The organism is Paractinoplanes toevensis, assembly GCF_018332695.1.
In the GTDB taxonomy this organism is placed as follows: Bacteria; Actinomycetota; Actinomycetes; order Mycobacteriales; family Micromonosporaceae; genus Actinoplanes; species Actinoplanes toevensis.
This window is the reverse complement of the sequence record NZ_BOQN01000015.1, coordinates 64,351-82,922: the sequence shown is the minus strand read 5'-3', so window position 1 is coordinate 82,922 and position 18,572 is coordinate 64,351. Positions and strand designations below refer to the sequence as shown.

Annotated in this window: 16 protein-coding genes; 10 read left to right on the top strand and 6 right to left on the bottom strand. The window is 72.6% G+C overall.

Features of this window, described 5'->3' with window-relative positions:
• Positions 1-58 precede the first annotated feature (58 nt).
• The 7 genes from Ato02nite_RS06185 (at position 59) to pspM (ending at position 7,529) form a co-directional block, all read left to right on the top strand.
• The gene (locus Ato02nite_RS06185) at positions 59-2,554 is read left to right on the top strand and encodes a DNA translocase FtsK (RefSeq protein ID WP_213005402.1); all 2,496 of its coding nucleotides are present in this window, start codon (positions 59-61) and stop codon (positions 2,552-2,554) included.
• A gap of 35 nt (positions 2,555-2,589) precedes the next feature.
• Complete coding sequence (rimO, locus tag Ato02nite_RS06180) at positions 2,590-4,041, top strand: 30S ribosomal protein S12 methylthiotransferase RimO (protein WP_213005401.1); 1,452 nt, start codon at positions 2,590-2,592, stop codon at positions 4,039-4,041.
• On the top strand, positions 4,034-4,618 hold the full coding sequence (gene pgsA, locus Ato02nite_RS06175; protein ID WP_246606190.1) for a CDP-diacylglycerol--glycerol-3-phosphate 3-phosphatidyltransferase: 585 nt from the start codon (positions 4,034-4,036) through the stop codon (positions 4,616-4,618). The genes rimO and pgsA overlap by 8 nt, the downstream gene beginning before the upstream one ends.
• A 9-nt stretch (positions 4,619-4,627) precedes the next feature.
• Complete coding sequence (locus Ato02nite_RS06170) at positions 4,628-5,119, top strand: CinA family protein (protein ID WP_213005399.1); 492 nt, start codon at positions 4,628-4,630, stop codon at positions 5,117-5,119.
• Between the two features lie 156 nt (positions 5,120-5,275).
• Entirely contained in the window at positions 5,276-5,656 is a 381-nt protein-coding gene (locus Ato02nite_RS06165) for a helix-turn-helix domain-containing protein (protein WP_213005398.1), read from the top strand.
• Positions 5,657-5,883: 227 nt separating this feature from the next.
• Positions 5,884-6,738 (top strand): PspA/IM30 family protein, encoded by an 855-nt coding sequence (locus tag Ato02nite_RS06160; protein ID WP_213005397.1) that lies wholly within the window; start codon positions 5,884-5,886, stop codon positions 6,736-6,738.
• A gap of 26 nt (positions 6,739-6,764) precedes the next feature.
• Entirely contained in the window at positions 6,765-7,529 is a 765-nt protein-coding gene (gene pspM / locus Ato02nite_RS06155; protein WP_213005396.1) for a phage shock envelope stress response protein PspM, read from the top strand.
• A gap of 463 nt (positions 7,530-7,992) precedes the next feature.
• Here the strand turns inward: pspM and Ato02nite_RS06150 are convergent, their stop codons facing one another.
• Complete coding sequence (locus Ato02nite_RS06150; protein ID WP_213005395.1) at positions 7,993-8,790, bottom strand: DNA-formamidopyrimidine glycosylase family protein; 798 nt, start codon at positions 8,788-8,790, stop codon at positions 7,993-7,995.
• A gap of 92 nt (positions 8,791-8,882) precedes the next feature.
• Positions 8,883-9,677 (bottom strand): SAM hydrolase/SAM-dependent halogenase family protein, encoded by a 795-nt coding sequence (locus Ato02nite_RS06145; RefSeq protein ID WP_213005394.1) that lies wholly within the window; start codon positions 9,675-9,677, stop codon positions 8,883-8,885.
• Between the two features lie 52 nt (positions 9,678-9,729).
• Between Ato02nite_RS06145 and Ato02nite_RS06140 the strand changes: the two genes are divergently transcribed.
• Positions 9,730-10,644 carry an LLM class F420-dependent oxidoreductase gene (locus Ato02nite_RS06140; RefSeq protein WP_213005393.1) on the top strand — a complete coding sequence of 305 codons (915 nt, stop codon included), beginning with the start codon at positions 9,730-9,732 and terminating at the stop codon, positions 10,642-10,644.
• 33 nt (positions 10,645-10,677) lie between these two features.
• Here Ato02nite_RS06140 and Ato02nite_RS06135 read toward each other — a convergent pair whose 3' ends face one another.
• From Ato02nite_RS06135 to Ato02nite_RS06125, 3 genes are read right to left on the bottom strand one after another with little or no spacing between them, the layout of a single operon-like run.
• Positions 10,678-11,211, bottom strand: a complete 534-nt coding sequence (locus Ato02nite_RS06135) for a GNAT family N-acetyltransferase (RefSeq protein ID WP_246606189.1) — start codon at positions 11,209-11,211, stop codon at positions 10,678-10,680.
• A gap of 9 nt (positions 11,212-11,220) precedes the next feature.
• A complete protein-coding gene (locus tag Ato02nite_RS06130; protein ID WP_213005392.1) occupies positions 11,221-11,667 on the bottom strand; it encodes an SRPBCC family protein in 447 nt (148 codons plus the stop codon).
• Positions 11,664-11,984 (bottom strand): ArsR/SmtB family transcription factor, encoded by a 321-nt coding sequence (locus tag Ato02nite_RS06125; RefSeq protein ID WP_213005391.1) that lies wholly within the window; start codon positions 11,982-11,984, stop codon positions 11,664-11,666. Before Ato02nite_RS06125 ends, Ato02nite_RS06130 begins: the two co-directional genes overlap by 4 nt.
• Positions 11,985-12,060: 76 nt before the next feature.
• Between Ato02nite_RS06125 and Ato02nite_RS06120 the strand changes: the two genes are divergently transcribed.
• Positions 12,061-12,912, top strand: a complete 852-nt coding sequence (locus Ato02nite_RS06120; protein ID WP_213005390.1) for a hypothetical protein — start codon at positions 12,061-12,063, stop codon at positions 12,910-12,912.
• 87 nt (positions 12,913-12,999) lie between these two features.
• Here Ato02nite_RS06120 and Ato02nite_RS06115 read toward each other — a convergent pair whose 3' ends face one another.
• Positions 13,000-17,535 carry an ATP-dependent helicase gene (locus Ato02nite_RS06115; RefSeq protein ID WP_438873019.1) on the bottom strand — a complete coding sequence of 1,512 codons (4,536 nt, stop codon included), beginning with the start codon at positions 17,533-17,535 and terminating at the stop codon, positions 13,000-13,002.
• Positions 17,536-17,706: 171 nt separating this feature from the next.
• Here Ato02nite_RS06115 and Ato02nite_RS06110 point away from each other — a divergent pair, with 171 nt between their 5' ends.
• A complete protein-coding gene (locus Ato02nite_RS06110; RefSeq protein WP_213005388.1) occupies positions 17,707-18,561 on the top strand; it encodes a DUF4397 domain-containing protein in 855 nt (284 codons plus the stop codon).
• Positions 18,562-18,572 lie beyond the last annotated feature (11 nt).

The following is an 18,572-nucleotide window of genomic DNA, read 5'->3' as shown; positions in this document are numbered from 1 at the left end:
AAAGAGGGTGCCGCGCGCCTTCACGTTAGCTGTGCGTATCGACGCTACGGTGTAGACCATGGCGGGCCGAACTCCTCCGGCGAGCCGGGGCCGTGCCACGTCGCGCGGTGCCGCGACGACGCGTGCCCGGCAACCGGCCCGTAAGAAGCCCGCAGCTCGCCCCCGAGCCCGCCCCACCGCCAGTCGCGCGCGTCCCTCGATGGGTTCCGCCGTCGCCACCGGCGTCGGCCGGGGCCTCGGCGCGCTGTGGATGGGCGTGGCGCACAGCGTCGGCTGGGTGGCCCGTGGCGTCGGCAAGCAGGCCGCCTCGGCCAAGGAGATCGACCCCGAGCACCGCCGCGACGGAGCCGGGCTGCTCATGCTCGGCCTGGCGATCCTGATCGGCGTCGCGGTGTGGGTGGGCAGCGCCGGGCCGGTCGGCAAATGGCTGGCCGACGCGGTGCGACTGTTCTTCGGCGGGCTCGCGGTGCTGCTGCCGCTGCTGTTGCTCTACGGCTCGGTGCGGCTGATGCGCAAACCGGCCGATCCCGAGCATCGCGGCCGCAGTGTGGTCGGCTGGAGCGCGATCATCCTGGCCACCGCGGCGCTGCTGCACATCGCCCAGCACCCCCGGGACGACCTCGACATGGACCGGGCGGGCGGCCTGCTCGGTTACGGCATCGGCGGGCTGCTGGAGAGCGCGGTGACCGGCTGGGTGGCCGTACCGCTGCTGGTGTTGCTCTTCGTCTTCGGTCTTCTGGTGATCACCGCGACGCCGATCAACCGGATTCCCGAGCGGCTGATGCTGCTGGTCGACGTGCTGACCGGCCGGTCGACCGAGCGCGCGCCGCTGCCGCCGCTGGACGAGGACGATCTCGAGCTGGACGACGAGCCCGCCCCGGCCCGGCGACCGGCGCGCCGCCGGCAGGGCTCGCTCGCCGACATCGGTCTCGCGCCGGAGGAACCGTCCGAGGACGACGACATCCTGCACGACGTCGTCCCGGTGCCCAAGGTGCCGGCCAGCCGCAAGAAGCCGCCCAGCCCACCGGAGCACACGCCGGCGCCGCCCACCCGGGCCGAGCAGCTGGAGATCTCCGCGGTGGCCGGCGACTACCGGCTGCCGCCGCCGACCCTGCTCGCCACCGGTCCGCCGGCCAAGGCCCGCAGTCGCGCCAACGACGAGATCATGGCCGCCCTCACCGGGGTGTTCGAGCAGTTCAACGTCGATGCCGTGGTCACCGGTTTCACCCGCGGCCCGACCGTCACCCGATACGAGGTCGAGGTCGGTCCGGGCGTCAAGGTCGAGCGGATCACCCAGCTCTCCCGCAACATCGCGTACTCGGTGAAGTCGCCGGACGTGCGCATCCTCAGCCCCATCCCGGGCAAGAGCGCGGTCGGCGTCGAGATCCCCAACACCGACCCGGAGAACGTCTCGCTCGGCGACGTGCTCCGGTCGCGGGCGGCCACCACCAACCACCACCCGATGGTGGTCGCGCTCGGCAAGGACATCGAGGGCGGCTTCGTGGTGGCCAACCTGGCCAAGATGCCGCACATCCTGATCGCCGGCGCCACCGGCGCGGGCAAGAGCTCCTGCCTCAACTCGCTGCTGGTGTCCATCCTGACCCGGGCCACCCCCGACGAGGTGCGCCTGCTGCTGGTCGACCCGAAGCGGGTGGAGATGACCGCGTACGAGGGCATCCCGCACCTCGTCACGCCGATCGTCACCAACCCGAAGAAGGCCGCCGACGCCCTCGAATGGGTGGTCAGCGAGATGGACATGCGCTACGACGACCTCGCCGCCAACGGGGTCCGGCACATCGACGACTTCAACCGCAAGGTCCGCAGCGGCGAGATCGTCGCGCCGCCGGGCAGCGAGCGGGAGATCAAGCCGTACCCCTACCTGCTGGTGATCGTCGACGAGTTGGCCGACCTGATGATGGTGGCGCCGCGCGACGTGGAGGACTCGGTCGTCCGGATCACCCAGCTCGCCCGGGCCGCCGGCATCCACCTGGTGCTGGCCACCCAGCGCCCCTCGGTCGACGTGGTCACCGGCCTGATCAAGGCCAACGTGCCGTCCCGGCTCGCGTTCGCCACCTCCTCGCTGGCCGACTCGCGGGTCATCCTCGACCAGCCCGGTGCGGAGAAACTGCTCGGCCGCGGTGACGGTCTCTTCCTCCCGATGGGCGCCTCGAAGCCGACCCGGATCCAGGGCGCCTGGGTGGACGAGAAAGAGATCGCGGACATCGTCAAGTTCTGCCGGGATCAGCGCGAGCCGGAGTTCCGCGAGGGCGTCACCGACGCCCCGCCGAGCAAGAAGAAGCAGATCGACGAGGAGATCGGCGACGACCTCGAGGTGCTGATGCAGGCCATCGAGCTGGTCGTGACCAGCCAGTTCGGCTCGACGTCGATGCTTCAACGCAAGCTGCGGGTCGGCTTCGCGAAGGCCGGCCGGCTGATGGACCTGATGGAGAACCGCGGCATCGTCGGGCCGTCCGAGGGCAGCAAGGCCCGCGATGTGCTCGTCAAGCCGGACGGTCTCGAGGAGGCTCTGTCCGAGCTGCGGACGGACAGCTGACGCCCGGCCGGAAAAGGCCCGGTAACCTTGGCGGAGTGTCGGTAACCCCTGCCCCCCGCCGTGTCGCTCTGCTCACCCTCGGCTGTGCTCGTAACGAGGTCGACTCCGAGGAGTTGGCCGCCCGCCTCGATGCCGGCGGCTGGCAGGTCAGCACCGATGCCGAGGGTGCCGATGTGGTGCTGGTGAACACCTGTGGCTTCGTCGAGAAGGCCAAGCAGGACTCGATCGAGACCCTGCTCGCCGCCGCCGACACCGGTGCCAAGGTGGTCGCGGCCGGCTGCATGGCCGAGCGGTACGGCAAGGAGCTGGCCGAGAGTCTGCCCGAGGCGCAGGCGGTGCTCGGCTTCGACGACTACGCCGATATCGCGTCCCGGCTCGACGGCGTCCTGGCCGGGGAGCGCTTCGACGCGCACACCCCACGGGACCGCCGCGAGCTGCTGCCGATCACCCCGGTCCAGCGCCAGGCGGCCAAGGTGGTCATCCCCGGGCACGCGACCGTCGACGAGCACACCCCGGCCCACCTGCGCAAGGTGCTCCGCCACCGGCTCGAGTCCGGCCCGGTCGCCTCGCTGAAACTGGCCAGCGGCTGTGACCGGCGCTGCTCGTTCTGCGCGATCCCGGCGTTCCGCGGCGCGTTCGTCTCGCGCGACCCGCAGGAGCTGCTGGCCGAGGCCGAGTGGCTGGCCCGGACCGGCGTGCGGGAGCTGGTGCTGGTGAGTGAGAACAGCACGTCGTACGGCAAGGACCTGGGCGACCCGCGCCTGCTGGAGAAGCTGCTGCCCCAGCTGGCCGCGGTCGACGGCATCGTCCGGGTGCGGGCCAGTTACCTGCAGCCGGCCGAGACCCGACCGGGCCTGGTCGAGGTGATCGCCACCACGCCCGGCGTGGCTGCCTACTACGACCTGTCCTTCCAGCACTCCAGCGAGCCGGTGCTGCGCCGGATGCGGCGCTTCGGCTCCACCGAGCGCTTCCTCGAGCTGCTCGACTCCGCCCGTGCGCTGTCGCCCGCCGCCGGCGCGCGCAGCAACTTCATCGTGGGCTTCCCCGGCGAGAGCCGGGACGACGTCGACGAGCTGGTCCGTTTCCTCAGCGAGGCCCGGCTCGACGCGATCGGTGTCTTCGACTACAGCGACGAGGACGGCACCGAGGCTGCCGGCCTCTCCGGCAAGGTCCGGGAAGACACCATCAAGCGGCGGTACGACCGGGTGGTGTCGCTCGCCGACGAGCTGTGTGCCCAGCGGGCCGAGGAGCGGCTGGGCGCCATCGTCGAGGTGCTGGTCGACTCGATCGCGGCCGGTGAGGTCGAGGGCCGGGCCGAGCACCAGGCGCCGGAGGTGGACGGTTCCACGACCCTGGTCGGCGGCGATCTCGCGGCGCTGCGGCCCGGCGATCTCGTCCGGGCGCGGGTGACCGCGACCGAGGGAGTCGACCTGATCGCGGAGCCGGTCGAGATGATCGATGCGGCCCCGGTGTCATCGCGTGGCTGACGAGCCGGTCCCGGCGGTTCCGCCGCGGGTGGTGTCGCTGTACAACCCGGCGAACATCCTCACCGTGGTGCGGATCATCCTGGTCCCGGTTTTCGTGGCCATCGTGGTCGCGTCCGGCCTGGCCGACAACGGCTCGCGGATCGCCGCCTGCCTGGTCTTCTGCCTGGCCTCGGCGACCGACTTCGTGGACGGCTGGATCGCCCGGAAGTGGTCGATGGTCACCTCGTTCGGCAAGATCGCCGACCCGATCGCGGACAAGGCGCTGACCGGTACGGCGTTGATCCTGCTGTCCGCCTACGACCGGTTGCCGTGGTGGGTGACCGTGCTCATCCTGGCCCGCGAATGGGGCGTGACGGCGTTGCGCTTCTGGGTCATCCGGTACGGCGTCATCGCGGCGAGCCGGGGCGGGAAACTGAAGACGGTGCTGCAGATCGCCGCGATCGCGTGGTACCTGTGGCCGGTGCCGTCGCCGGCCGACGTGGTCGGGCCGTGGCTGATGGGCGCGGCGCTGGTCGTGACGGTGGTTACCGGCGGCGACTATGTGGTCCAGGCCCTGCGCCTGCGCCGCCGTCGTTAGGATTGGTCTGTGGAGCCCAACGTCGCCGCGGCCGCCGCAGTCCACCGGCTGGTCGAGCGTGGTGAGACCCTGGCCACGGCGGAGTCGCTGACCGGTGGCCTGGTGGCCGCCACGGTCGTCGAGATCCCTGGGGTGAGCGCCGTCTACCGGGGCGGTCTCGTCGTCTACGCGACCGAGCTCAAGGCCGTGCTGGCCGGGGTTTCACCGGAGCTGCTGGCCGAGCGGGGCCCGGTCGACCCGGACGTCGCGCTCGCGCTGGCGGCCGGGGCACGGGAGCGCTGCGGCGCCGATTGGGGCGTGTCCACCACCGGTGTGGCCGGTCCGGAGTCGCAGGACGGCAAGCCGGTGGGACTGGTCTACGTGGCCGTCGCCGGACCGACCTGCGTTGAAGTGCGGGAACTGAAACTTGACGGTAACCGCGCGGTCATCCGAACCGAAAGTGTGACCGCGGTCCTGAGTCTGCTCTCAGAGAAACTGCAAGCGGCGTCGTCTGCCGCCTGAGCTGGGAATCTTCCAGTGATCACGGTGGTTGGAACGATGTCCCGTCGCCGGGTGGTCCCGGAATTCGGCGGGGCGGGATGTCGGCGTCGCCGGCAACGGGTACGGTTGCGGGAAGCCTCCGGCGCATGCCGGCGGCCCGCCGCAGGAGGAGGTGCCATGGTCCTGCTACGCCGGGTTATCGGCGACGCACTTCGGGCGCGCCGGCAGGGACAGCACCGCACGCTGCGCGAGGTGTCCACCGCCGCGAATGTCAGCCTGGGGTACCTGTCCGAGATCGAGCGCGGCCAGAAGGAAGCGTCCAGCGAGCTTCTCGCCGCGATCTGTGAGGCGCTCGGCGCCCGCCTGTCCGAGCTTCTCGGTGAGGTCAGCGACACGCTGTCGCTCGCCGAGGAGATGGAAGGCGTGCTGGTGCCGGTCGAGGGGAAGCCGGCCGCGGTTCGCGACACCGACGTCTCGGTCTCGGTGCGCCAGGACACGCCGCTCAAGGCGACGCTGCGCACCACTCGGAAGCCACGCGAGGTTGTGTACGCCGCATAGGCCGCATGAAACTCCGGGCCGGTCCGCCTTTCGGGCGGTCCGGCCCTTTTCTCGTGCCCTTGCGGGATCGACCCTGAGGCTTGACGCGGCGTAACCTCGGAGCGTGGGGGAGACCCTGAGATCCCCCCGAGGTCACGTGACGCCGGTGGCGCCGAGCTGACACGATGGAACGCACGCGCCATCCAGGTGGCGCCGAAGACTGAGCGACATTGAGGGGATACCGCGAGATGGCGAACCCGTTCGTCAAGGGCTGGCGTTACATGATGGCGCTCTTCGGCGCGAAGATTGATGAATACGCCGATCCGAAGGTCCAGATTCAGCAGGCCATCGAGGATGCGCAGCGGCAGCACCAGGCCCTCGTGCAGCAGGCCGCGGCAGTCATCGGCAACCAGCGGCAGCTGGAGATGAAGCTGTCCCGCCAGATGTCCGAGGTCGAGAAACTGCAGGGCATGGCCCGGCAGGCTCTCGTCCTCGCCGACAAGGCGCGGGCCGACGGCAACGAGTCCGAGGCGCAGAAGTACGAGTCGACCGCGCAGACGCTCGCCACCCAGCTGGTGTCGGGTGAGCAGTCGATGGAGGACCTCAAGACCCTCCACGACCAGGCGCTCGGTGCGGCCGGCCAGGCCCGCAAGGCGGTGGAGAACAACGCGATGGTGCTGCAGCAGCGCATCGCCGAGCGCTCCCGGCTGCTCAGCCAGCTCGAGCAGGCCAAGATGCAGGAGACCGTGGCCAAGTCGCTCGAGTCGATGTCGTCGCTCGCCGCGCCCGGCAACACGCCGTCGCTCGACGAGGTCCGCGACAAGATCGAGCAGCGCTACGCGAACGCCATGGGCCGGGCCGAGCTCGCCTCGAACTCGGTCGAGGGCCGCATGCTCGAGGTGCAGAAATCGAGCCTCGACCTGGCCGGCTCGTCCCGGCTCGAGCAGATCCGGGCCAGCATGGCGGGCGAGAAACTGGGCGCCGCACCGGCTCAGCCGGCGGTCGAGCAGGCTCCGGCGACCGACCCGGCGAGCGTTGCCCGGCTCGACGAGATCCGCGCCAGCATGAATCAGAAGCGGGGCGACACCAGCGCCGCAGGCTGACGCCTGAACCGACGGGGAGGACGACGGTGGACGAGCGGACCAGGTATTTCCGCCGGCTCAAGCGGCTGCGCGGTTCCGCGCGGCGGTGGAGCGTCATGGGTGGTGGCCTGACCGCGGCCGCCGCCGTCCTCATTCCCTATTCCGGGATCGGCGTGGTCGACGCGATCTGGGCGGGGGCGGCCGGTTCCTCGGTCGCCCTGGCCTGGTGGCGGTGGAGTGATCACCGCGCGCTGGCCGCCACTCCGGCACCACCGGCACCCGATCCGGCGCTGGCCAGTCAGCGGCTGACCGCCGCGATCGAGCGGTTCCCGGCCGGCCGCACGGTGATCAACGAGATGCGCCGGCAGAAGAACCGCTATGCCCTGCGCGGCTCGGCGATCACCCGGGCCTGGGACCGGCTGGACCGCGCGTCCGCCACCCTGACCGCCCTGGCCGGCCGCCTCACCGGGCCGGGCGAGGCCGCCCTGCTGGAGGCGGCGGTGGCCGAGCAGTGGCTGCGCGACCTGGGCCAGCGGGTGGCGAGCGTCGAGCGGGCCATCCCGCTCACCCCGGCCGACCGCAAGGCCTCGATCGAGGAGTCGCACGCGAGCCTGGCCGATCAGTTCACCGAGGGCGTCGACGCCTACGAACGGCTGGTCGCGGCGGCCGCCAGCTACGTCGCCGAGGACGGCCACCCGATCGCCGAGGGCCGGCACCCGGCGGTGGCAAGCCTCATCGACGCCACCGACCGCATGCGCGGGATCGCCGAGGGCCTGGCCGAGCTGAAACGCCCACCCGCCGCCCAGGTCTAGGTCGAGTTCGGAGAATCAAACCTACTTTCCGGTACGGGCGACACCGTCACCAACCGCAACATCCCCCGACCGTCGCCACACCGCAAGCACCGTGCGACACCAGCACGTGCCGCGACTCTCGCGCAACGAAACACGCACGCAGCCCGCGCGCGGCAACGCCTTGCGCTGCTCGTAGGGCGTTTTATACGTATTCGGCCCGTCGGTGACGGGCCGATGCCAAGTCTTGACGCCCGGCATCGCAGATCTTGTGGAGGTGCCGCTCCGTCCTCACGGAAAGTCCACAAGATCGGGGTGCGGGCCCGCCCGCAGCGGGCGCGCGGAGGGTGAGGCGCACCTACCGGGACCGCGTGCCACGGGACTGAGCCGGCCCGTACGGAAAAAGGTTTGATCGAAAGCGCACCGGAGCTGGGGCTGAGGTCTCGTCCTTTATGGACATTGGCGAGACCTTGACCCGACAAGATCTCTAGACGCCGTCCGGCCGGGGCTGGCAGCGCGGGCACCAGTAGGTGACACGTTCGTCCTGGTCGGCCTTGCGGATCGCGGTGCCGCACCGGCGGCACGGCTGTGCCCTTCGGCCGTAGACGTAACTGGTCTCGCCGCGCCGCAGCGACCCGGTGGTGGTCTGGGTCCAGCGGCCCCGGTTCGAGGCGACCAGCTTCTGGGCCAGCGTCACCGTGCCGGCGAGATCGGGGACCTTCGAGACCGGCGTCCACGGCCACAGTCCCCGCAGGAACATCGTCTCGGCCTTGTAGAGGTTGCCGACGCCGGCCAGGTTGCGCTGGTCGAGCAGTGCTTCCGCGATGGTCGCGGCCGGCTGCGCGGTGATCCGGCGGACCGCCTCGGCCGGATCCCAGTCGTCGCCGAGCAGGTCCGGGCCGAGATGCCCGACCAGCGTCTCCTCCTCGGCCGTCGGCACCAGCGTCACCTCGTGCAGGTGGTAGCCGACCGCCACCGAGCGGGCCGTGCGCAGCACCACCCGGATCAGGTGCGCGGGGCGGCCGGTCCAGCGCTCACCGGGCGCGTACGCCCGCCAGGCGCCGTCCATCCGCAGGTGCGAGTGCAGGGTGAGCGGTGCCTCGCCGGCGCGGGTGAGACGCAGCAGCAGATGCTTGCCGCGGCTCGCCGACTCGGCCACCGTCCAGCCGCTCAGGTCGGACGTGGCCAGTTGCGGCACCCGGAAGTCGCTGCCGGTCAGCACATCGCCGGTCAGGGCCTTCTCGAGCACGCGGGCGGTGTTCCAGACGGTGTCACCCTCGGGCATGCGTCCATCATCTCGCGGCCGGCAGCGCCATCATCACGGGCTCGTCGAGATCCTCCTCGGGCGGCGCGGCGCCGGGTCCTACCGTGACCGGGTCAGGAGTGGCGCTCGCTGACCCGGATCAGGTCGCCGGGGCGGACGGAGAGGACGACCACGGCCCGGCCGTTGTTCACGGCGACCGCCACGTGGCCGGCCGAGTCCTCGTAGACCAGCAGTTCACCCGGGCCGACCTCGGCGAACGTGTTGCCCCGGCGGGCCCGGACCGCGTCGTTGACCTGCAGGTCGGGGCCGAGCCCGGCCAGCACCTCGCCGCCCGCGGCGAGCTGCACGTTGCCGAACCGGTCGACGGTGATGACCTCGGACTCGATCCAGCCGTCGCCGACCGTCACCACCGGGTCGGGCAGGCGCACCAGCGTGGACGGGTCGACCCGCGGGCCGGCCTCGCTCGGCGCGGCACCGAGCGCGAGCTTGGCCGCGGCCGGCGCGAAGACGTCGCGGCCGTGGAAGGTGCGTGACACGTCGCCCAGCGTCCAGTCCTTGTTGGCCAGTTCGTAGGCGATCTCGACGCCGCCGAGCGCCTCGGCCGCCGAGATCAGCAGCCCGTTGTCCGGACCGACCAGCAGGCCGTTGGGGGTGCCGAGCACCAGGCCGCGCCGCGACGTGCCGACACCCGGGTCCACCACGGCCAGGTGCACCGAGGGCGGCAGGAACGGCGCCGTCTGGGCGAGCACGGCGGCGCCGCGCGACACGTCGGCCGGCGGCACGTGGTGGGTCACGTCGATGACGCGCACCTCCGGCGCCAGGCGCGCGATCGTTCCGTGGCACGCCGCGACGAAACCGTCGAACGTCCCGTAATCGGTAGTGAAGCTGATCCATCCATATCCGGCCACGGTGGTCTACGTTACTGTGCCGACACGCATTGCGATCTGGCAGGTTGGAACCATGCGTCTAGTGATCTTCACCGAGCCCCAGCAGGGGGCTTCCCACACCGATCTGCTCCGGGTCGCGCAAACCGCCGAGGCGGCCGATTTCGACGGCTTCTTCCGCTCCGACCACTACCTGGCGATGGGCGGTTCCGGCGAACCCGGCCCGACCGACGCCTGGGTCACCCTGGGCGCGCTGGCCGTGCAGACGGCCCGCATCCGGCTCGGCACGCTGGTGACCTCGGCCACATTCCGGCTGCCCGGCCCGCTGGCCATCGCGGTGGCGCAGGTCGACGAGATGAGCGGCGGCCGGATCGAATTCGGCCTGGGTGGCGGCTGGTTCGAGCGGGAGCACACCGCCTACGGCATTCCGTTCCCGCCGGTCGGCGAGCGCTTCGACCGCCTCGAGGAGCAGCTGGAGATCATCACCGGCCTGTGGGGCACGCCGTCCGGCGAGTCGTACAGCTTCGACGGCAAGCACTACCAGCTGCTCGATTCGCCGGCGCTGCCGAAGCCGGTGCAGTCGCCGCGTCCACCGGTGATCATCGGCGGGCACGGCAAGAAGCGCACCCCGGCCCTGGCCGCGCGCTTCGCCGACGAGTTCAACGTGCCGTTCTCCAAGATCGAGGACATCGCGCCGATCTACGAGCGGGTGCGGGCCGCCAGCACGGCCATCGGCCGGGCGACGCCGCCCGCCTTCTCCGCGGCCGCGGTGCTCTGCGTGGGCCGCGACGACGCCGAGGTCCGGCGGCGGGCCGCGGCCATCGGCCGCGAGGTCGACGAGATGCGCGAGAACGGCGGCGTGGTGGGCACGCTCTCCGAGGCGAAGACGGCCATCCAGGCGTACGCCGAGGCCGGCGCGACCCGGCTCTTCCTCCAGGTGCTCGATCTGTCCGATCTGGACCACGTGGAGCTGGCCGCACAGTTGGCGTGAGGTGGTTCCGGGCGGCCGCGGCCGCCCGGAAACTCACCAGACGTCGCCGTCGCGCCAGTCGCAGGTCAGAGCGCCGGTCAGGTGCAGCTCGGCGCCGCCCGGCACCACCCGCACGAGGGTGCTGTCATCATCCTCGGCGGTGCGCTCCGGTCCGGCCGGCGCGAGCACGAACGTGCGCCCCTGCCAGGGCAGCCAGCCGCGGCGCAGGTACAGACCGCGACCGGAGGCCGAGGCGGAAAGCGCCCCGAGGTCGTAACCGTGGTCGACGATGCGTTCCACCTCGGCCATCACCGCGGCCGCGAAACCCTGACCGCGCCAGGCCGGATGCACGGCGACGCCCTCGACGTAACCGCAGCGCCAGGCCCGCTCGCCGTGCAGGAAGCGCCGCTGGACCACGGCCGCGTGCGCGACGATGTCGTCCTCCTCGGCCGCGATCACGTGCAGCCCACCGAGCGAGTGATCCCAGTCGTCGTCGCCGAAGTCGCCGGCGAAGGCGAGGTCGAGCATCTGCCGGATGGTGGACCGCTCGGCGGCGGTCAGGTCGGCGGTGTGGAGGGTGCGCAGCACCCGGTAAACCTACTGTTTGACGGCGACGGCGAGCTTGTGGAGCACGTCCTCCCAGCCGGCGCCGAACTGCGCGGCCACCTCGGGCATCGCGGCCGCCAGGTCGTCGAGCCGCTCGTGCGTCAGCCGCAGCAGGGTGCCACTGTCGGCGGTGTCCTCCAGGGTGACGGTGAGCGTCGAGTCGAACATCTGGCCCCGGTCCGGTCCGGTCATGCCCCACCGCCACACGATGCGGCGATCGGGCACCAGCTCGAGGATCTCGGCGTCGAAGCCGCCGATCGGCTCGCCGTCCTGCTCCTGCCAGATCTGGAAGCGGCCGCCGACCCGCTCGTCGACCTCGGCGCGGGTGCACTCGCTGCTGCCGGGCGCCAGCCAGCGGCGCAGGATCTCGGGCTCGAGCCAGGCGCGATAGACCGCGGACGCGGGGACGGGCAGGGTGATCTCGCGATGAACGTTCATGGTGTCTCCTTCTCGAGGACGTCGCGCAGGGCGTCCAGCCGGGTGTCCCAGAACTCTTCGTAGAAACGCAGCCAGGCGGTGGCATCGGCGAGCGGTCGAGGTTCCAGCCGGCAGACATGCCGGCGGCCATCGACCGTACGGCGGACCAGCCCCGCCTGCTCGAGGACCTTCACGTGCTTGGACGCCGCGGCCAGCGACATCTCCAGCGGGTCGGCCAGCTCACCGATCGTGAGCTCGCCCCCCGACAGCCGGCGCAGCATGCTCCGCCGCGCCTCGTGGGCCAGCGCGTGGAACACGCCGTCCAGATCCTCAACCATGTGGTTGAACATAGCGTCGCGCCGTCCAATGCACAACCATTTGGTTGAGCGTTCTCGTGGCCTATCCTTCGAGATCGTGGGGCTCTACATCGCGCGGGACCGGAACACGACGGTGATCTCCCGGGCCGGCCTGCGGGTGCGCGACGGCCGCCGGGTGCGGCGATCCTGGGCCGCCCTCGTCGAGATCCGCGTCCCCGAGGAGCCCGCGCCGGCCGATCGTTCGCTGCCGGTGATCGTGGCGGTCGGCCTGCCCCCGGTGCTGGTCACGTTGGCCGCGCTGCACTTCCTGGGGATCGAGCTCGCTCTGGTGCTGGGCGTCTTCCTGTTGCTCGCGCTGAGTTCGGTGGTCCCCGCGATCCATGGCCGCCGGGCGCGCCGCGCGCGGCAACAGCCCGCACCCGACGCGCGCACGCTGACCGCGGCGGCCGAGCGCACCGCCTTCGACCGGGCCGTGGCCACCGCCGACCGGATCAGCGAGACCTGGCCGGCGCTCGGCGACCTGGTCGACGTCTCCACGGCCGAGGCGCTGCTGGCGGACGCCCTGTGGGAGATCGCCGGCCGGCTCGCCCGCCGTCAGGAGCTGAGCGCGGTGCTGGCCGACCTGACCAGGCCCGCCTTCGCCGGGCTGGCGCCGGCCGACGGCACCGCCGAGCGACTCCAGGCCCAGATCCGGGCCACCAAGGAGGCGTTGTCCGCCATCGAGATCGACCTGGCCGCCCGGGAGGCGAGCCTGCGGCGCGCCGAGGAGGCCGGCCGCACGTTCATCCGCGAGCGCGAGATGCGCCGGGCGATCCAGGCGGCCGAACGCTCACTGGGCACCCGCTCCGAGCCGCCGCGCGCCACCGACCCGGCCGCCGACCTGGCCGACCAGACCCAGCTGGTGCTGACCGCCTACCGAGAGCTGACCGCCGGCCTGCGCCCGGACTGACCGCCGGCCCCAGCGGCTCCAGCCGGTCGACGACTTCGATGCCGACCAGGCTGATCCTGATGTCCGTCATGATCGCCGATCCGGTGCTCAACCGCGCAGGCGCAGGCCGCGCGGGGTGGGGCGGAAGCCGGCCGTGGTGAGGGCCTCGCTCAGCGGGGTGGCGTGCACGGCCTCGCCGTCGGCTCGTTCGACCGACATCGCGCCGAGGGCGCCGGAGCGGACCGCGTCGGCCAGCGCCCGGCCCGCCGCGATCAGGGTTTCCGGGTCATCGGTGAAGGAGAGCAGGGTGCGGCCGCCCCGCTCCACGTAGAGCGCGAGGTCACCGCCGACCACGACGACCAGGGCGCCCGCCTTGCGGCCGGCGCGGTGGCCGGCCTTCGTGGTGGGTTCGCCGTCGCCGGTCTCGATCACCCGGTCGGGCCAGGGCAGGGCGGCGCCGTAGGGGTTGGCCGGGTCGGTCGAGGCCAGGACCACCGCGCTGGTGGCGCGGCGCGGAGCCTCGTCGGGGTCGGCCAGCGCGCGCAGGCGGTCGACGGCACCGGGCACGGCGAACTGGGCCGCGCCCAGGCCCTCGACGAAGTAGCCGCGGCGGGCCGCGCCGCGCTCCTCGAGGGCGCCCAGCACCGGGTAGACGGCGGCGAAACCGCCGGTCACCCCCTCGGCCATGACCGCGCCGCGGGTCACCACACCGTGGCGTTCGAGCAGCAGGTCGGCCAGGGCCGCGGCCCGGCGGGTGGGGTCGAGATCGCGGTCGGGCAGCCGGGACCAGCGGCCGGCCATGTTGGGCGGGCCGCCGCGCGCGGGCATGGTCGGGCGGCCGGGCCGGCCCGGGCGGCGGTAGCGGGTGCGCGCCGGGGCGGCCTTGGCCCGGTGGGCGCCGCTGCCGCCGAGCAGAGCACGCAGCGGGGCGAGGGTGTCGTTGGTGAGGTGACCGGCCCACACCAGGTCCCACACGGCGCCCGACAGCTCGGTGTCGTCGGTGGCGCCCAGGCGGTCGGAGAGCGACCGGAAGAACAGGGCCTGGCCGTCGCCGAGCGCCTCGAGAACGCGCTGGTGCAGCGGGGTGAGGGCCAACTCCTCGTCGGCCGGGGGCAGCAGCAGCGGCGCGCTGTCGGCCCAGGCCAGCGTGACCCAGCCGTCGTTGCCGCCGATCGAGCCGGACCCGGCCCAGAGCACGTCACCCCCCGCGCACAACTCGTCGAGCTGGGGCGGGGTGTAGTCGGCGACCCGGGCCGGCAGCACGAGGCGTTCCCAGGCCGAGGCCGGCACCGCGATGCCCTGCAACTGCTCGATCGAGGCGGCCAGCGCGTCGAGGCCACGGGCGTTGCCACCGATCTGGTGCCAGCGCGGCAGGAACGCGGCGAGCACCCGCGGCGGCACCGGTTCGATCTCGCGGCGCAGCGCGGCCAGGGACCGGCGGCGCAGCATGCGCAGCACCTCGGCGTCGCACCACTCGGTGCCGGCGCCGCCGGGGGTGAACTCGCCCGAGCTGACCCGCCCGGTCGCGCCGAGTCGCTTGAGGGTCTGCTCGACCACGAACACGCCGAGGCCGAACCGGGCCGCGCAGGTGGCCGCCGCGAACGGGCCGTGCGTGCGGGCGTAGCGGGCCACCAGGTCGCCGAGCGGGTCGGCGACCGGCTCGAGGTAGGCCTCGGGGATGCCGACCGGCAGGGCGACGCCCAGGGCGTCCCGGAAGCGGCCGGCGTCGTCGATGCCGATCCAGCGTTCCTCGCCGGCGACCCGGACGCGGATGGCCCGGCGGGACGCCTCCAGCGAGGCGGGCCAGGACTCCTCGACGCCGCGCAGCGCCAGCTCGGCGGGGGACAGGTCGCCCAGCAGGCGCAGCAGCTCGGCGGTGTCCTCGGCGTCACGCGGCTGCCGCCGGCTGGTCAGCCACTGCAGCTGGGACTCGGTCTCGGCGACCACCGCCGGGTCGAGCAGCTCGCGCAGGTCGACCCGGCCGAGCAGCTCGCCCAGCAGCGTCGAGTCGAGGGCGAGGGCGGCGGCGCGGCGCTCGGCCAGCGGCGCGTCGCCCTCGTAGAGGAACGCGCCCACGTAGCCGAACAGCAGCGACCGGGCGAACGGCGACGGCCGTGGCGTCTCCACCTCGACGAGCCGCACCTTGCGGCCGGCCACCTCGCGCATCAGCCCGACCAGGCCGGGCACGTCGAAGACGTCCTGCAGGCACTCGCGGGCGGCCTCGAGGGTGACCGGGAAGTCGGCGAACTCGCGGGCCACGTCGAGCAACTGGGCCGAGCGCTGCCGCTGCTGCCAGAGCGGCTGGCGGCGGCGCGGGTCGCGGCGGGGCAGCAGCAGCGACCGGGCCGCGCACTCGCGGAACCGGGACGCGAACAGTGCCGACGTGCCGACCGACTCCTCGACCAGCTGGGCGATCTCCTCGGGGTCGAAGGCCACCAGGTCGGCGCCGGGCGGGTCCTCGGCGGTGTCCGGCAGGCGCACCACGATGCCGTCGTCGGACGGCATGACCTGGCCGTCCACGCCGTAGCGCTCGGACAGCCGGCGGGCGATGGCCAGCGCCCAGGGCGCGTTGACCCGGGCGCCGAGGACGCAGTGCACCGTCATCCGCCAGTCGCCCAGCTCGTCGCGGAACCGCTCGACCACCACCGTGCGGTCGTCCGGCAGGTGCCGGGTCGCCTCGCGCTGCTCGCGCAGGTAGGCGATCAGGTTGTCGGCGGCCCACTCGTCGAGTCCGGCCTTGCGCAGAGTGGCGGTGCCCGCCTCGTCGCCGGCCCGGGACAGCGACCGCAACTGGGCGCCGATGGCCCGGCCCAGCTCGACCGGGCGGCCCAGGGAATCGCCCTTCCAGAACGGCATCCGGGCCGGTGCGCCGGGCGCGGGGGAGACCAGCACCCGGTCGGGGGTGATGTCCTCGATGCGCCACGATGTGGAGCCGAGCAGGAACACGTCACCGACGCGGGACTCGTAGACCATCTCCTCGTCGAGCTCGCCGACCCGGGACGCCCGCTCGGCACCGGCCAGGAAGACGCCGAACATGCCCCGGTCGGGGATGGTGCCGCCGCTGGTCACGGCCAGGTGCTGGGCACCGGGGCGGCCGGTGAGCTGGTCGGTGCCGCGGTCCCACACCAGGCGGGGGCGCAGCTCGGCGAACGCGGTCGACGGGTAGCGGCCGGAGAGCATGTCGAGCACCGCGTGCAGGGCCGAGTCGGGCAGCTCGGCGAACGGCGCGGCCCGGCGGACCAGGGCGGCCAACTCGTCGACCTGCCAGGCGTCGAGCGCCACCATCGCCACGATCTGCTGGGCCAGTACGTCGAGCGGGTTGCGCGGGTAGCGCAGCTCCTCGATGGCGCCCTCGGTCATCCGGGAGGCCACCACCGCGCAGGAGACCAGGTCGCCGCGGTGCTTGGGAAAGACCACCCCGCGGGACACGGCGCCCACCTGGTGACCGGCCCGGCCGACGCGCTGCAGGCCGGCCGCCACCGACGGGGGCGCCTCGATCTGCACGACCAGGTCGACGGCACCCATGTCGATGCCCAGCTCGAGGCTGGAGGTGGCGACCACGGCCGGGAGCAGGCCCGACTTCAGAGCCTCCTCGATCTGCTTGCGCTCCTCGCGGGAGACGCTGCCGTGGTGGGCACGGGCGACCAGCGGCGGCGCGCCACCGGCCTGCCCGGCCTGCGCCATCACCTGGGCGGGCGGCTTGGTGACCGGCTCGAGCTCGACCCCGGCCCGCTCGGCGGCGAGCTCGTTGATGCGGGCGCAGAGCCGCTCGGCGCCGCGCCGCGAGTTGGTGAAGACGATCGTCGAGCGGTGCTCCTGGATGAGGTCGAGCACCCGTTCCTCGACGGCCGGCCAGATCGACGGGGTGTGCCGGTTTCCGTCGGGGTCGTCCAGGCCGACCTCGGGCACCTCGTCGAGGCGGGTCATGTCCTCCACCGGGACCACGACCGACACCTCGATGGTCTTGGCGCTGGGCGGCTGGACGATCGCGACGTCGTGCGCGCCGCCGAGGAACCGGGCGGTCTCGTCGATCGGGCGGACCGTCGCGGACAGGCCGACGCGCTGGGCGGGCCGGCCCAGCAGAGCGTCGAGCCGCTCGAGGGAGAGGGCCAGGTGGGCGCCGCGCTTGGTGGCCGCGACCGCGTGCACCTCGTCGAGGATCACCGTCTCGACCCCGCGCAGCGAATCGCGCGCGGCCGAGGTGAGCAGGAGGAAGAGCGACTCGGGCGTGGTGATCAGCACGTCCGGCGGGGTGCGGGCGAACAGGCGGCGCTCGTCGGCCGGGGTGTCGCCGGTGCGCATGCCGACCGTGATGTCGGGCGGCGGGATGCCGAGCCGGCCGGAGGCCTGCCGGATGCCGGTGAGCGGGGCTCGCAGGTTGCGCTCGACGTCGACCGCGAGGGCCTTGAGCGGGCTCACGTAGAGAACCCGGCAGCGGCGTTTCGGGTCCTCCGGGACCGGCTCGTGGGCCAGCCGGTCGATCGACCAGAGGAAGGCGGCCAGCGTCTTGCCGGAGCCGGTCGGGGCCACCACCAGTGCGTTGCGCCCCGCGCCGATGGCCTGCCAGGCACCGGCCTGGGCGGCGGTGGGCGCGGCGAAGGCGGCGGTGAACCACTCCCGGGTGGCCACGCCGAACTGCGCCATCACGTCCTTCACGCCCACCATCCTCCCTCGGGGGTACGACAAAAATGGGCCGGTAGCGACACGCGTCTATCGGTCAGGTGGCCGACTACGGCTGCCCGTCAGACCATGGTGCAACGACCTGATGAAGGCATATACACAACGCGTCACGCGACGAATACGACAGGAGGCCCCGTGTTCATCCCCAAGCCACACGTACGGCGCCTCGGGAGCGCCGCGGCAGTTCTCGCCGTGGTCGCCACCGTCACCCTTTTCGCCTCACCGGCCCGGGCGGCCGGCGACGGTTACGTCCGCCTGGCCCACCTGTCCCCGGACACACCGGCCGTGGACGTCTATCTCCGATCCGCCGGCGACGCGATCAAACCGCAGACCTTCAAGGGAGTCGCCTACGGCGCGATGTCGGCCTACCTGCGGCTGCCCACCGGCAACTACCAGGTCGCCATGCGCAAGGCGGGCGCGGCGGCCAGCACCAAACCGGTCCTCACCACCGACGTCGACGTGCAGAACGGCGCCGCCTACACGGTGGCCGGCGTCGGCCGCTTCGCCGACCTGGGGTTGCGCGTGCTCCAGGACGACCTGAAGCTCCCCGATCCGGGCCGCTCCAAGGTCCGGATCATCCAGGCGTCGGTCAAGGCGCCCGTGCTCGACGTGGCCGGTCAGAACGGCACCAAGATCGCCGACGCCGTCCAGTTCGCCTCCACCACCGACTATCGCGAGGTCAACCCCGGTAAGTGGAGCGTGCGGGTGGTCCCCACCGGCGGTGGAAAGAGCAGCGTGCTGCCCTGCACGCTCGGCGCCGGCAGCGTCTATTCGCTGGTCGTCCTCGACGACAAGGGCGGTGGCCTGAAACCGGAGCTCCACGTCGACGCGGAACGGCAGGGTGCGGTCCCGCTCGGCGGCGTCGCCACCGGCGACGGCGGCAGCCAGGCCGGTTCCCGGGTGCCGATGGCTCTGCTGCTCGCGGGGCTCGCCGCGATCTTCGGCGGTGGGCTGGTCGTCGTGCTCCGGCGCCGGCTCCGGGCCGGCTGAGTCGAGGAGTA